The following is a 12,931-nucleotide window of genomic DNA, read 5'->3' on the forward strand; positions in this document are numbered from 1 at the left end:
GCCTCCTCATCGGCGCGTTCTCCGCACGGCCTCGTCGTAGCGCTTGGCCTCGACGTCGCTCAGGTCACGGGCGGAGAGGACGTCCCAGTCGTGGTCGGTGCCGTCGGCCTCGGCGAGCAGGATGGCCAGCCGTCGGCCGCGAGCGCCCGCCGCGTAGACGACCGTCAGGTCCTCACCGAGATGCCGGATCACCCGGCGGGTGCTGTGCAGCGCCTCCCAGACTTCCCCGGGGGTGACGTCGTAGACCCGCAGGTTGGCCAACGCCTCGTCGGTGAAGCTGAACCGGCTGCCCACCGCCGGAGCGTACCACGCACGTAACACGATCCCGGTATGCGTCGATTTTCGCTGATCAAGGTGGTGCGGTGACAGGATGGGGGCAATCCCCTCAGGAGGTCCATGGTGAAGCGTCAGGCGTACCAGCCGATTCTGATCACCGACGCCTCGCGCAGCCAGGACGACCAACTCACCAGCCGGCAGAAGCGGTACGTGCTGATGATGGGCATCCGGGTGGCCTGCGTGATCGCCGGAGCGGTCCTGGTCGGCACCAAGGCCCCGCTGCTCTGGCTCTGGCTGCCCCTGGTGGCGCTGGGCATGATCCTCATCCCCTGGCTGGCGGTGCTGCTCGCCAACGACCGGCCGCCCAAGGAGCAACACCGCCTCGCCACCAGGTTCCAGCCCCGCCACCGCGACGAGACCCCGCCGATGAGCCTCACCGCCGAGGAACGGCCGCACCGGATCATCGACGCCGAACCCTGACGGGGCCAGCCGGTGCGGGCGTAGCCGGCACTGTCACCCGCCGGTCGCCTCCGGCCCGGTGTCACCCGCCGGTCGCCTCCGGCCGGGCACCCACCATCGAGACCGCCAGGGCACCCAGGTCGGCGGCCCGGGTCAACGCGGCCCTCGGGGTCGCGCCGGTGATCCAGGCGGTGAGCAGGCCGGCCGCGAAGGCGTCCCCGGCCCCGGTGACGTCCACCACGGCGACCCGCAGCGACGGGGTCACCCCGACGGTGGCCCGCCGGTCCACCCAGATCGCCCCCGCGCCGCCGCGTTTGACCACCACCCGACGGGCCGCCGCCGACAACGCGCGCGCCTGGGCCGCCGGATCCAGCCCGCCGGCCAGCACCCCCGCCTCGTCCGCGTTGACCAACAGCAGGTCGACGTCGCGTACCCAGGACAGGAAAGCCGCCGCGCCGATCCGCCGCAGCGGCGCGGCGGAGGCGGCGTCGACGCTGGTGGTCAGCCCACGCTCGCGGGCGGCGGCCAACGCGCGCAGCCCGGCCGGTCGCGACCCGGCATCCAGCAGGCAGTACGCGGACAGGTGCAGGTGGGTCGCGTCGGGCACCGCCGCCAGGGCCCGGTCGACGTGCTCGGGGCTCAGCCGCAGGTTCGCCCCCCGCTCGGTGACCATGGTCCGCTCGTCGGCGGTGGCCAGCACGATCACCGTCCCGGTGGTGGCCTGCGGATGCACCTCGACCGCGCAGTCCACCCCGGCCCGTTCCAGCTCGGCCACCCGGTCCCGACCGGCGCCGTCGTCGCCGACCGCGCCGACAAGCGTCACCGGTGCGTGCTGGGCGGCGATCCAGGCGGCGGTGTTGGCCGCCTGACCACCCCCGGTGACCTTGATGGTCGCCGGGGTGTCCGAGCCGGTGGCCAGTGCTCCGGCCAGCACGGCGACCACGTCGGTGATCAGGTCGCCGACCACCACGATCCGACCGGGAGCGGTCATGCGGCGGGGTGTCCGGCCGCCGCGACCGCGATCCGCGCCGCCAGGTCGGCGTTGCGCAGGATGATCCGGACGTTGACCGCCAGGCTGGCGCCCTCGGTGGCCGAGTGGAAGTGGGCCAGCAGGAACGGGGTGACCGCCTTGCCGGTGACGCCGTCGCGGCCCAGCCGTGCCAGCCCCTCGGTGAGGGTGCGGTCGTGCAGCGCCGGGTCGAGCTGCTCGTCGACCGGGAGCGGGTTGGCCACGATCAGGCCGCCACCGTGCACCCCGTGCTGCTCCCGGGCGGCGAGCACCGCGGCGACCTGCTCGGGGGAGTCCACCGACCAGTCCAGGTCGAACCCGGAGTCGGTCAGGTAGAAGCCGGGGAAACGCCGGGTGCGGTAGCCGACCACCCCGACGCCGAGGGTCTCCAACCGCTCCAGGGTGGCCCCGACGTCGAGGATCGACTTGACCCCGGCGCAGACCACCGCGATCGGGGTACGGGCCAGGGTGACCAGGTCGGCCGACTCGTCGAAGGTCTGCGCGGCCTCCCGGTGCACCCCGCCCAGGCCGCCGGTGGCGAAGACCCCGATCCCCGCGGCGGCGGCCACCGCGCTGGTGGCGGCCACGGTGGTGGCGCCGTCCGCGCCGGTGGCCGCGGCCACGGCGAGGTCGCGGACGGAGAGCTTGGCCACACCGTCGACGGTGGCGAGGCGGGTCAGTTGGGCGTCGTCGAGGCCGACGACGAGTTCGCCGCCGACCATTCCGATGGTGGCGGGCACGGCGCCGGCGGCGCGGACGGTCTGCTCGATCTCCCGGGCGACCCGCAGGTTGTCCGGTCGGGGCAGACCGTGCGAGACGATGGTGCTCTCCAGGGCGACGACGGGACGGCCGTCACGCAGGGCTTCGGCGACCTCGGTTCCGGGTCGGAGGTGAAAGGTGGTCACGTCAGCTACCGTAACTGGCCGCCGACGGGGTGGGCTGCGGTGGACCGGACCCGGTCGACCTGCCAAACTTGTGCAGTTGGAGGTGTGACTGTGAGTACAGAGGTTCTTGAGCGTCCCGAGTTGAAGGACGCCGACACCGGTCCCGAGATGTTCCATTACGTGCGCAAGGAGAAGATCGCCGAGAGTGCCGTGATGGGCACCTACGTGGTGGCGCTCTGCGGCGAGACGTTCCCGGTGACCAAGGCCGCCAAGCCCGGCTCGCCGGTCTGCCCCAAGTGCAAGGAGATCTACGACTCGTACCGTGAGTGATCCGGGGCGGTCCGGCGGGCCGCACCCGTACCCTTCGGCGGTGTGACCACCTCCACCGCGCTGCTCCTGGCCGACCTGACCGGGGTGGCCGTCTTCGCCGCCTCCGGCGCCTCCGCGGCGGTGGCCAAGCGGCTCGACCTGTTCGGCGTCGTCTTCGTCGGGTTCGTCGCCGCGCTGGGCGGTGGGATCTTCCGTGACCTGGTCATCGACGAGGTCCCGCCGCTGGCCTTCGCCGACTGGCGCTACGCCGCCACCGCCGCGGTCAGCGCCACCGCCGTGTTCTGGCTGCACCCGCAGTTCGCCCGGCTGCGCACCAGCGTGCTGGTGCTCGACGCCGCCGGTCTGGGCCTGTTCACCGTCACCGGCACACTCAAGGCGCTCGACGCCCGGGTCCCGGCGGTCGGCGCGGTGGTGATCGGCATGCTCACCGCGATCGGCGGAGGGCTGGGCCGGGACCTGCTCACCGCCGAGATCCCGGTGGTGCTGCGCCGGGAGATCTACGCCGTCGCCGCGCTCGCCGGATCGATCATGGTGGTGCTGCTGGCGGCGCTCGGGTACGCCGGGGTGGGCGGGCTGACCGCGGCGGCACTGCTGGTCTTCGTCCTGCGCCTGGTGGCGCTGCGGCGGCGGTGGTCGGCCCCGGTTGCCACGATGCGCCCCCCGCAGACCGGGCCCGGCCACCCCGGCTTCTGATCCACCTCGCCCCGTGCCCCACATCTCGCGACGGCGCTGGTCGGGGCGGCGGGCGTGGTGTCGGCTGGGGTTGCCGGGCGCGGCTGGTTATGCTGGGCCGGCCTTCGCGGCAGGCCCTGCGCGGAGGCGTTTTCATGGGCGGCGGAACCGTGGCCCTCGGCCCGGATCCGCTTCGTGCGGTCGGAGAGGAGCCTCGGGTGGCACCCCGGTTGCCGGCGTTGGAGACGTTCCCACCCCTGCGTGCCTGGCAGCGCAAGGCGATGGTGGAATACCTGCGCCGTCGTACCGACGACTTCACCGCGGTCGCCACCCCCGGCGCCGGCAAGACCACCTTCGCCCTGCGGATCGCCGCCGAGCTGCTGGTCGACGGCACCGTCGAGGCGGTCACCGTGGTCGCCCCGACCGAGCACCTCAAGACCCAGTGGGCGCAGGCCGCCGCCCGGGTCGGCATCCAGCTCGACTCCGCGTTCCGCAACGCCGACCTGCACTCCGCCGCCGACTTCCACGGCGCGGTCGTCACCTACGCCCAGGTCGGGATGGCCCCGCAGGTGCACCGGCGGCGCACCATGACCCGCCGCACCCTGGTCATCCTCGACGAGATCCACCACGCCGGGGACTCCCGCTCCTGGGGCGACGGGGTCAAGAACGCCTTCGAACCCGCCGTACGCCGGCTGATGCTCACCGGCACGCCGTTCCGCTCCGACGACAACCCGATCCCGTTCGTCAGCTACGAGCGCGGCGGTGACGGGCTGCTGCGGTCCCGCGCCGACTCGGTCTACGGCTACGCCGACGCGCTGCGCGACGGCGTCGTACGCCCGGTGCTGTTCCTGGCGTACTCGGGGGAGACCCGGTGGCGTACCAACGCCGGGGACGAGTTGGCGGCGCGGCTCGGTGAGCCGATGACCCAGGACCTGATCGCCCAGGCCTGGCGGACCGCCCTCGACCCGGCCGGGGACTGGATGCCGCAGGTGCTGCGGGCGGCCGACGCCCGGCTGACCGTGCTGCGTAACGCCGGGATGGCCGACGCCGGTGGCCTGATCATCGCCAGCGACCAGCAGACCGCCCGTTCGTACGCCAAGCTGATCGAGCAGGTGACCGGGGAGAAGGCCACCGTGGTCCTCTCCGACGACCAGGGGGCGTCCGCGCGGATCGCGTCGTTCGCGGCGTCCACCCAACGGTGGCTGGTGGCGGTCCGGATGGTCTCCGAGGGCGTCGACATCCCCCGGCTGGCCGTCGGGGTGTACGCCACCAGCGCCAGCACCCCGCTCTACTTCGCCCAGGCCATCGGCCGGTTCGTCCGGGCCCGTCGCTCCGGTGAGACGGCCTCGGTGTTCGTGCCGAGCGTGCCGCACCTGCTGGGCCTGGCCAGCGAGATGGAGGCCGAGCGGGACCACGTGCTCGGCAATCCCAAGGACCGGGAGGGCTTCGACGACGAGCTGCTGGAGCGCGCCCAGCGCGACGACCAGGCCAGCGGCGAGCTGGAAAAGCGGTTCACCGCGCTGTCCGCGACCGCCGAACTGGACCAGGTGATCTTCGACGGGGCGTCCTTCGGTACCGCCGCCCAGGCCGGCACCCCCGAGGAGGAGGAATATCTGGGGCTGCCCGGCCTGCTCACCGCCGCCCAGGTGTCGCAGCTGCTGACCAAACGCCAGGCCGACCAGCTCGCCGCGCAGCGCCGCCGGGCAGCCACCCGGGCCGCTGAGCCGGCCGCTGCGCCCCCCGCCGCCCCCGTGGTACCCCTGAGTGCCGCCCAGCGCCGCGTGGCGTTACGGCGTCAACTGAACGCCCTGGTGGCCGCCCGGCACCACCGCACCGGCCTGCCCCACGGCAAGATCCACGCGGAACTCCGCCGACTCTGCGGCGGCCCCCCCAGCGCCCAGGCCACCATCGAACAACTCGAAGAACGCATAGCCACCCTCCAAACCCTCTGACCGCCCCGCTGCCGCCGTCCCCGGGTCTCCCCGGGTCCTCCCCGGCGGTCCCGTCCCGCTCCCTCGTCCCGTGGTCTCCCCGGCGGTCCCGTCCCGTGGTCTCCCCGGTGATCAAGAGGTTTGGGTCAGAAACGGGCGCTTCGGTGACCGAAACCTCTTGATCACCGGGGGCGGCGGCCGGGACGGGGAGCGGGCGGGGGTGGGAGGGGGTGGGGTGGGGTGGGGTGGGTAGCGAAAAGCTGGGCGGGGGCACCCTCAGGGTGCCCCCGCCCAGCTATGTCGTCGTAGGGGTTGCCGGGTCAGTTCGCCATCAGATCGGCGCCTCGCCAGCTGAACTCCGGGTCCGTCGCGAACTTCACCGTGATCTTCACGAGATCCTCGGCGTACTTGTTCGCGTGGTGCCCACAGAACACCAACTCGCTCCCACCCGCCAGAGTGATACGGAGCTTGCCGGCAGCATTGCAGCGGTCGCACCGTTCATCGGCGGCTGGGGGAGCCACCGTTTCGGGCGGCGGCGTGAGGGTCGGGGTCATCGCCTTCCTCCTCTGGTCGTCACCGATGAACACTCTCTTCGGTCGTTGCTCACTCATCGTGCAACACCCTTACCGGGCCCCGCCTTCCCAGTGTGCCCGCGGGGGACCGAGGTCACACCTGACGGGAAGGACAGTGTGCCGTGCTACCAGGGTGCCACGTCAACGATCACAAACGCGTGTTGGACCGGTCACCTTCGCATGTTCTACGCCTGGTGATCAATCCGACACGACGGGTTGACGTGAACGGCTCAGTCCAGGTAGTCCCGGAGCACCTGGGAGCGCGACGGGTGCCGGAGCTTGGACATCGTCTTGGACTCGATCTGCCGGATCCGTTCCCGGGTCACCCCGTAGACCTGGCCGATCTCGTCGAGGGTACGCGGCTGGCCGTCGGTCAGGCCGAAGCGCAGCCGTACCACCCCCGCCTCGCGCTCGGAAAGCGTCTGCAGGACCTGCTGGAGCTGGTCCTGCAACAGCGAGAACGAGACGGCGTCGACGGCGACCACGGCCTCCGAGTCCTCGATGAAGTCACCGAGCTGGCTGTCGCCCTCGTCACCGATGGTCTGGTCGAGCGAGATGGGCTCCCGAGCGTACTGCTGGATCTCGAGGACCTTCTCGGGTGTGATGTCCATCTCCTTGGCGAGCTCCTCCGGGGTGGGCTCGCGACCCAGGTCCTGGAGCAGCTCGCGTTGGATCCGGCCGAGCTTGTTGATCACCTCGACCATGTGCACCGGGATGCGGATGGTGCGGGCCTGGTCGGCCATCGCCCGGGTGATCGCCTGCCGGATCCACCAGGTGGCGTACGTGGAGAACTTGTAGCCCTTGGTGTAGTCGAACTTCTCGACCGCGCGGATCAGGCCGAGGTTGCCCTCCTGGATCAGGTCGAGGAAGGCCATCCCCCGCCCGGTGTAGCGCTTGGCCAGCGAGACGACCAGCCGGAGGTTCGCCTCCAGCAGGTGGTTCTTGGCGCGCTCGCCGTCCCGGGAGATCCACAGCAGGTCGCGCTGCATGTCGCGGGTGAGCTTCTCCTCGCCGTCGTCGGCGGCGCGCAGCCGCTCGGCGGCGTAGAGCCCGGCCTCGATCCGCTTGGCCAGCTCGACCTCCTGCTCGGCGTTGAGCAGCGGAACCTTGCCGATCTGCTTGAGGTACGCCCGGACGGAGTCGGCGGAGGCGGTGAGTTCCGCGTCCCGCCGCGCCTGCTTGAGCGCCTCGGACTCCTCGTCGTCCCACTCGAAGTCGTTGTCGGTGGCGGAGGCGGCGGCATCGGTCTCGGCGGCCCGGGTCAGCTCGGCCGGCTCCTCGACCACCACGTCCTCGATCTCGGCGGCCAACTGCTCGGGATCGATCTCGCCCTCGGCGCCCTCGCCCTTGGTGGCGACCTTGCCGGCACCGGCGGCGGCCACCGTGGCCTTGGTGGCCCGGGTGGACTTGGTCGCCTTGGCGGCCGGCGCGGCGGCCTTGGCGGCCACCCCCGCCGTGGTGGCCGCCTTGCGGGGGGCCACCTTGCGCGGGGTGGGCGCGGTGGCCTCGTCGGCGGCGGGCGCCTGCTTCGGAGCCGGTGCGACGGCCTTCTTGGTGGTCTTGGCGGTGGTGGCGCGCGAGGCCGGGGTGGCCGACCGGGCGGCGGCCACCCGACGGGGGCGGGTGCTGGCGGAGCCGTCGACCACCACGGTCACGCCCGCCTCGGAGAGCGCCCGCAGGATCTTCTTGGCCTGGGCCGGGGTCACCTCGGCGGACTCGACGGTGCGCGCGAGCTGGGCCGACGTCAGCTGACCACCGGCGCTCTGGGCGTGGGCGATCAGGGTGTCGGTGAGCGAGCGAACGTCGGCGCCGGGCTGGCGGGGTTCTGTCACGAATGACCTTCCGGAGGCGAAGAGCGAGCACGGCCGGGGTCGTCCGGCGCAGCGTGGCGTGCCGTGCCGTGCGATGTCGTTGAGTGACCCCCGTGTCCCGGGCCGGCTGTGCGGCTGCGGTCCGTGGCGCGTGGGCAGGGTGAATTGTAACCCCGGTTGCCGCGATCATCCTGCGGCGCACGGCAACCGGCCGTCTGTACCGCCGGTTCGGCCCGGATGTCGACTTTGTGGCCACCCGCTCGGACCAGGTCGGACGGGCCGTCGATCGGGGCCCGGACCTGCTGCCACACCGGCGGGGTCCGGGCGTGACGCGGGCTGCCTATGCTGTCCGGAGGAGATCGACGATGCGCGGTGGGGCGCGCGTGTCGCACCGGACGGCAGGCGCGGCGGCCGGTGGGTCCCCGGCCGTGGGGGCCCGGTTGGTACGTCCGGTGCCGCAGGGCGGCGCGAGAGGGGCAGTTTCGATGACCGGTTCGACACCGACACCGCAGGATCTGCTCGAGATCGCGATCCCGGTGGCCCGGGACGCCGCCACGACCGCCGCCCGGATGCGGGTCGAGGGGGTCTCGGTCGCGGCCACCAAGAGCACCGTCACCGACGTGGTCACCGCCGCCGACCGGGCGGTGGAGCGGCAGGTCCGCGACGCCCTGCGCGCGGCCCGGCCGGACGACGCGGTGCTCGGCGAGGAGTACGGCGGGGTGCAGGCCGGTGCGGTCGGGGCGGGTGGGGTGCGCTGGATCGTCGACCCGATCGACGGCACGGTGAACTACCTCTACGGGTTGCCGTACTGCGCGGTGTCGCTCGCCGCCGAGGTGGACGGCGAGGTCGTCGCCGGGGTGGTCCGCAACGTGTCGACCGGCGAGGAGTGGACCGCCACCGCGGGGGGCGGCGCCTGGCGGGACGGCACCCGGCTGCGTTGCTCCACCGAAACCGACCTGGGACAGGCACTGGTCGCCACCGGGTTCGGCTACGACGCCGGTCGCCGCCGGCACCAGGCCCGGGTGGTCGCCGCGCTGATCGGGGAGGTCCGGGACATCCGGCGGATGGGGGCGGCGGCACTGGATCTCTGCCTGGCCGCCGAGGGGCGGGTGGACGCCTACTTCGAGAAGGGGCTGGCCGCCTGGGACCTGGCCGCCGGGGGACTGGTCGCCGCAGAGGCCGGGCTGCGGGTGACCGGGCTGAACGGCCGGCCCGCCGGCCCCGACCTCGTCATCGCGGCCCCACCGGCGCTGTTCGCGCCCCTGCACACCCGGTTGGCCGCCCTGGACGCCTCCGGCGGCCCCTGACCCCCGCCGGCCCGGCGGTCGGTCGTCCCCGACCCCGGTCGGTTACTCGTTCTCGACCGGTGGTCGGTTACTTGTCCCCGACCGCCGGTCGGCCGGTCGGCCCCGACCGCCGGGTGGTCACCTGTCGCTGACCGGTGGTCGGTTACTTGTTCTCGACCGGCATCGGGCAGGAGCCCTCCGGCGCGGTCGGCGCGCCCAGGTCGCCGAGGGACTGGTTGACCTCGGTGGTGGTGGCCAGCTGCTGGAAGCCGTCGCCCAGCACCACGTCGACCGTGTCGTCCTGGCGCTTCGCGTCGTAGTCGCGTTCGGCGTTGTCGAGGAAGAAGGCGCGCAGCAGGTGCGCGGAGCCGACGCCCTTGGGGCCGAAGCGCAGCAGCGCGACGCCGTCGAAGTGCGCGGCGTTGCCCTCCTTCTTGACCTGGAACTTCCGGTTCCGGAAGTCGTCGCCCACGCTGCTGGCCAGGCCCGGCTCCCCGGTGCCGTTCAGGATATTGATCTTGACATCCTGGTAGGTGCGCAGGGACAGGTCGGCCAACGGCCAGCCCTCGGGGCATCCCCTGGCGTTGGCCCCGCTGCCCTGGGTGTCGCGGACCACGGCGACGACGACGAAGACCAGGGCGACGGCCGCCAGCAGTCCGACGACAACGAGTGCTCGCACTCGCGCAAAACTCATCTGGGCGCTCCCCGGACAGTGAGGTGGTGGTGGCGGCGGACGTCGTCGGCGGGCGGTGTCGTCGGCCGTCGAGTACGCCGCTGAGGTTAACGGTTGTCCGGCAGTCGCGTGGAAACAGTCCGACATGCCGGCGCGCCAACCGGGAACGGGGTACTACTACCCCTATCTTCGTGTCGCCTGAGTCACATTGGGAACATCTTGGGTCCGGGGGGCGTACATCTCTGCCGCGAGGGCGGTATACATGCCTCGCCTGGGAGGGGGTAAGGTACCGCGCTCGTCGGTGCTTGCCCCGGAGACCTCGATCCAGAGGCCGTCGGGTGGGGCGACCGACACACATTGGTGGCCGGCCAGTGGGAACCGAAACAGCGTCGCCCGGCGTTACAACCGGAAGCGACAACATCGATATGGGAGAGTGAAACCGATGGCCACCGACTACGACGCCCCGCGTCGCGACGAGGTCGACCTCGGCGAGGACAGCCTGGAAGAGCTCAAGGCCCGGCGGGTCGACTCACAGTCGGGTGCCGTGGACGTCGACGAGGCCGAGGTGGCCGAGAGCTTTGAGCTGCCCGGCGCCGACCTGGCCGACGAGGAGCTGACCGTGAAGGTCCTCCCGATGCAGCAGGACGAGTTCCGATGTGGGCGCTGCTTCCTGGTGCATCACCGCAGCCAGTTGGCAGTCGAGCGCAACGGCGACCTGATCTGCCGTGAGTGCGTCTGAGTACCCACCCCACCGGCGGCGGCCTCCTCGCGGGGCCGCCGCTGCCCGAGCCGCCGTGCGCACACGGCGGGTTGCTGCTTGACTCGTACCGGCGTCCACCGGAACCGGTGGGACCTCGGGAGGGCAGGCAGATGAACGAGCACGGCGAGCGGCATGGCGAGTCCGACCCGGACGGGTCGCTGTCCGACGCCGGGCCGCCCGCCGCCGTACCCGAGGACCGGACCGCCGGGGCTGACCCGGCTGCCCGGCCCGGCGACGAGTTGGGCGCGACGGTGGCGGCGCTGACCGCCGACGACATCGCGCCCGCCCGCCGCCGGCAACTGCTCACCCGACTGGTCGGGCAGGCCCGTGGTCGAGGGCTGGGCGATCTGTTCAAGCCGCGGTCGGCGCTGCGTTGGATGGCCGACACGGTCGCCGACGTCGCGCCGCACGTCCCGGTCCGGGACCTGGCCACCCTGCGGCTGCACTTCCCCGGTCTGGACGACGAGGCGCTCGCCGACCGGCTCGTCCGCAACGCCGCCCGGGCCACCGCCGGGGTGGGTGCGGCCGGCGGCGGCGTCGCCGCGGTGGAGTGGGCCGTCGCGCCGACCCTGCTCTCCGCGCCGGTGCTGCTCGCCGCCGAGACGGTGGCCGTGGTGTCGATCGAGCTGAAGCTGATCGGCGAGCTGCACGAGATCTACGGGGCGCCGCTGCCCACCGGCACGACCCCCAGGACCGTCGCCCTGCTCCAGTCCTGGGCCAGCCAGCGCGGAATCAACCCGATGGTGCCGGGCGCCGGGGTGGGTGCCGTGCTCGGTACCGCCGCCCGCAAGGAACTACGGGACACCCTGCTCAAGCGTTTCGGCCGCAACCTGACCACGCTGGGCCCGTTCCTCACCGGGGCCGCCGTCGCCAGCTACCTCAACCGTCGGGCCACCCGCTCGCTGGCCGACCAGCTCCGGCGGGACCTGCGCAAGCAGCGCCGGGAGCTGCCCCCCGGCGGGCTCCCCGCCCTGCCTTGACCTGACCTGCCTTGACCTGCCCGCTGCACCCGCTCCGAACTGCCCTGCCCCGGGTGAGCCGGTCGGTCCTGCCCGCGAAGGAGCGGTCGACCCTGACCACGGGCGGGAAGGTCTGCCGGGAGCGGCGCAGTGGCGGGGCCGGCGGCGGCGTTCAGGCCGCGTCGCGGGCGGCCAGCAGGGCGGCGGCCAGCTCGGTCGGCCGGCGGGAACTCACCACCCAGAACGGGGTCGGGTCGGCCGGATCGTCGAGCACCACCTGCACCGCGCCGCCGATCCACGGTCGCTGCACCACGAAGGCCAGCGGGTCCGCGCCCACCCCGAGCACCTCGCGCCGGCCCTCGGCGTCGAGCGCGACGGCGTCGGCGACGTACCGCACGGGCAGGTGGGCGTCGTCGACCCACAGCTCACCGCCGTCGACCGCGACCCGGACCCGGCCCAGCCACCACAGCCCGGCCAGGACTGCCGGCAGCAGCAGCACGAACGGCAGCCAGGACCGCACCCCACCGGCACCCATCCACAGCTCGGCGGCGGCGAACCCGGCCAGGGCGAGCCCGGCCAGCCAGCACCACCACGGCAGGCGGAGCCGCTCGGAGTACGTCGGGGCGGCCGCGGCGCGCGGCGTCGACGACGACGGGGAAGGCGACAGGCTCACACTCGCAGGGTACGGAACACGACGGCCGGTCGACCCGGCAGGATGGCAGGGGCACCCCGTGAACGCCGACGGAAGAGGCAGAACGTGACCCACGTCGTACCCGTGCCCGTACGGCAGCTCGACCCGGAGCTGCCGCTGCCCGCGTACGCCCATCCCGGTGACGCCGGCGCCGACCTAGTGGCCGCCGCGGACGTCGAGCTGCCCCCGGGTGGCCGGGCCCTGGTCCCCACCGGTGTGGCGCTGGCCCTGCCGGAGGGCTACGTCGGCCTGGTCCACCCGCGCTCCGGGCTGGCCGCCAGGCTCGGCGTGACGGTGCTCAACGCGCCCGGTACGGTCGACGCCGGCTACCGGGGTGAGATCCTGGTCAACCTGATCAACCACGATCGGGACGCACCGGCGAAGATCTCCCGTGGCGATCGCATCGCGCAACTCGTTGTCCAGCGGGTGGAGCGGGCCGATTTCCAGCCGGTGGCGGTGCTGCCCGGGTCCCGACGGGGGACCGGCGGGCACGGGTCGACCGGCGGCCATGCCGGGCTCGTGCCCCCGCCCGGTGGCCCGGCCGGGCCCGAGGGTGCCGACCGGGCGGGCGAACGGACGGAAGAGGTGGCAGGGTGAGTGCGAACAGCGGAGGGTGGG

General features: G+C 73.0%; 15 protein-coding genes. 8 read left to right on the forward strand and 7 right to left on the reverse strand.

Annotated features, from left to right (window positions below; all coding sequences use genetic code 11):
- Positions 1 to 6: 6 nt before the first annotated feature.
- Entirely contained in the window at positions 7 to 294 is a 288-nt protein-coding gene (locus ACQP2H_RS08045; protein WP_308291061.1) for a hypothetical protein, read from the reverse strand.
- A gap of 102 nt (positions 295 to 396) precedes the next feature.
- On the opposite strand from ACQP2H_RS08045, the gene ACQP2H_RS08050 reads away from it, so the two are divergent.
- Positions 397 to 756, forward strand: a complete 360-nt coding sequence (locus tag ACQP2H_RS08050) for a DUF3099 domain-containing protein (protein WP_204923972.1) — start codon at positions 397 to 399, stop codon at positions 754 to 756.
- Positions 757 to 817: 61 nt separating this feature from the next.
- Here the strand turns inward: ACQP2H_RS08050 and ACQP2H_RS08055 are convergent, their stop codons facing one another.
- Entirely contained in the window at positions 818 to 1,726 is a 909-nt protein-coding gene (locus ACQP2H_RS08055; protein WP_208569543.1) for a carbohydrate kinase family protein, read from the reverse strand.
- Positions 1,723 to 2,649, reverse strand: coding sequence for a pseudouridine-5'-phosphate glycosidase (locus ACQP2H_RS08060; protein WP_219468661.1), 927 nt, complete (start codon positions 2,647 to 2,649; stop codon positions 1,723 to 1,725). The genes ACQP2H_RS08055 and ACQP2H_RS08060 overlap by 4 nt, the downstream gene beginning before the upstream one ends.
- 84 nt (positions 2,650 to 2,733) lie before the next feature.
- Here ACQP2H_RS08060 and ACQP2H_RS08065 point away from each other — a divergent pair, with 84 nt between their 5' ends.
- The 3 genes from ACQP2H_RS08065 (at position 2,734) to ACQP2H_RS08075 (ending at position 5,582) form a co-directional block, all read left to right on the forward strand.
- Positions 2,734 to 2,958 (forward strand): DUF3039 domain-containing protein, encoded by a 225-nt coding sequence (locus ACQP2H_RS08065; RefSeq protein WP_176739083.1) that lies wholly within the window; start codon positions 2,734 to 2,736, stop codon positions 2,956 to 2,958.
- A gap of 42 nt (positions 2,959 to 3,000) precedes the next feature.
- Positions 3,001 to 3,651: a trimeric intracellular cation channel family protein gene (locus ACQP2H_RS08070; RefSeq protein WP_208569541.1), complete on the forward strand. Its 651-nt coding sequence runs from the start codon at positions 3,001 to 3,003 to the stop codon at positions 3,649 to 3,651.
- Between the two features lie 197 nt (positions 3,652 to 3,848).
- On the forward strand, positions 3,849 to 5,582 hold the full coding sequence (locus ACQP2H_RS08075; RefSeq protein ID WP_433231885.1) for a DEAD/DEAH box helicase: 1,734 nt from the start codon (positions 3,849 to 3,851) through the stop codon (positions 5,580 to 5,582).
- A gap of 299 nt (positions 5,583 to 5,881) precedes the next feature.
- Here ACQP2H_RS08075 and ACQP2H_RS08080 read toward each other — a convergent pair whose 3' ends face one another.
- Both ACQP2H_RS08080 and ACQP2H_RS08085 read right to left on the reverse strand, forming a co-directional pair.
- Positions 5,882 to 6,115 (reverse strand): DUF7455 domain-containing protein, encoded by a 234-nt coding sequence (locus ACQP2H_RS08080; RefSeq protein WP_088646450.1) that lies wholly within the window; start codon positions 6,113 to 6,115, stop codon positions 5,882 to 5,884.
- A 248-nt stretch (positions 6,116 to 6,363) separates the two neighbouring features.
- On the reverse strand, positions 6,364 to 7,965 hold the full coding sequence (locus ACQP2H_RS08085) for an RNA polymerase sigma factor (protein WP_219468671.1): 1,602 nt from the start codon (positions 7,963 to 7,965) through the stop codon (positions 6,364 to 6,366).
- 464 nt (positions 7,966 to 8,429) lie between these two features.
- Between ACQP2H_RS08085 and ACQP2H_RS08090 the strand changes: the two genes are divergently transcribed.
- A complete protein-coding gene (locus ACQP2H_RS08090) occupies positions 8,430 to 9,251 on the forward strand; it encodes an inositol monophosphatase family protein (protein WP_357537760.1) in 822 nt (273 codons plus the stop codon).
- A 142-nt stretch (positions 9,252 to 9,393) separates the two neighbouring features.
- Here the strand turns inward: ACQP2H_RS08090 and ACQP2H_RS08095 are convergent, their stop codons facing one another.
- Complete coding sequence (locus ACQP2H_RS08095; RefSeq protein ID WP_208569585.1) at positions 9,394 to 9,909, reverse strand: LytR C-terminal domain-containing protein; 516 nt, start codon at positions 9,907 to 9,909, stop codon at positions 9,394 to 9,396.
- 436 nt (positions 9,910 to 10,345) lie between these two features.
- On the opposite strand from ACQP2H_RS08095, the gene ACQP2H_RS08100 reads away from it, so the two are divergent.
- Together ACQP2H_RS08100 and ACQP2H_RS08105 are read left to right on the forward strand one after the other, a co-directional pair.
- Positions 10,346 to 10,642 carry a DUF4193 domain-containing protein gene (locus ACQP2H_RS08100; RefSeq protein WP_067315205.1) on the forward strand — a complete coding sequence of 99 codons (297 nt, stop codon included), beginning with the start codon at positions 10,346 to 10,348 and terminating at the stop codon, positions 10,640 to 10,642.
- Between the two features lie 131 nt (positions 10,643 to 10,773).
- Entirely contained in the window at positions 10,774 to 11,643 is an 870-nt protein-coding gene (locus tag ACQP2H_RS08105) for a hypothetical protein (RefSeq protein ID WP_357537758.1), read from the forward strand.
- Between the two features lie 151 nt (positions 11,644 to 11,794).
- Here ACQP2H_RS08105 and ACQP2H_RS08110 read toward each other — a convergent pair whose 3' ends face one another.
- Positions 11,795 to 12,289, reverse strand: coding sequence for a DUF3093 domain-containing protein (locus ACQP2H_RS08110; RefSeq protein ID WP_357537824.1), 495 nt, complete (start codon positions 12,287 to 12,289; stop codon positions 11,795 to 11,797).
- Positions 12,290 to 12,337: 48 nt separating this feature from the next.
- On the opposite strand from ACQP2H_RS08110, the gene dut reads away from it, so the two are divergent.
- Complete coding sequence (gene dut, locus ACQP2H_RS08115; protein WP_255599141.1) at positions 12,338 to 12,910, forward strand: dUTP diphosphatase; 573 nt, start codon at positions 12,338 to 12,340, stop codon at positions 12,908 to 12,910.
- The last annotated feature ends 21 nt before the right edge of the window (positions 12,911 to 12,931 follow it).

Origin of the sequence: Micromonospora sp. CA-248260 (assembly GCF_050942205.1) — a bacterium.
GTDB classification, from domain to species: Bacteria; Actinomycetota; Actinomycetes; order Mycobacteriales; family Micromonosporaceae; genus Micromonospora; species Micromonospora antibiotica.

Coding starts and splice junctions, on each gene's coding strand:
- ACQP2H_RS08050 (WP_204923972.1), top strand. CDS start 397: ATGGTGAAGCGTCAGGCGTACCAGCCGATTCTGATCACCGACGCCTCG.
- ACQP2H_RS08055 (WP_208569543.1), bottom strand. CDS start 1,726: ATGACCGCTCCCGGTCGGATCGTGGTGGTCGGCGACCTGATCACCGAC.
- ACQP2H_RS08080 (WP_088646450.1), bottom strand. CDS start 6,115: ATGACCCCGACCCTCACGCCGCCGCCCGAAACGGTGGCTCCCCCAGCC.
- ACQP2H_RS08090 (WP_357537760.1), top strand. CDS start 8,430: ATGACCGGTTCGACACCGACACCGCAGGATCTGCTCGAGATCGCGATC.
- ACQP2H_RS08100 (WP_067315205.1), top strand. CDS start 10,346: ATGGCCACCGACTACGACGCCCCGCGTCGCGACGAGGTCGACCTCGGC.
- ACQP2H_RS08105 (WP_357537758.1), top strand. CDS start 10,774: ATGAACGAGCACGGCGAGCGGCATGGCGAGTCCGACCCGGACGGGTCG.
- dut (WP_255599141.1), top strand. CDS start 12,338: ATGGCAGGGGCACCCCGTGAACGCCGACGGAAGAGGCAGAACGTGACC.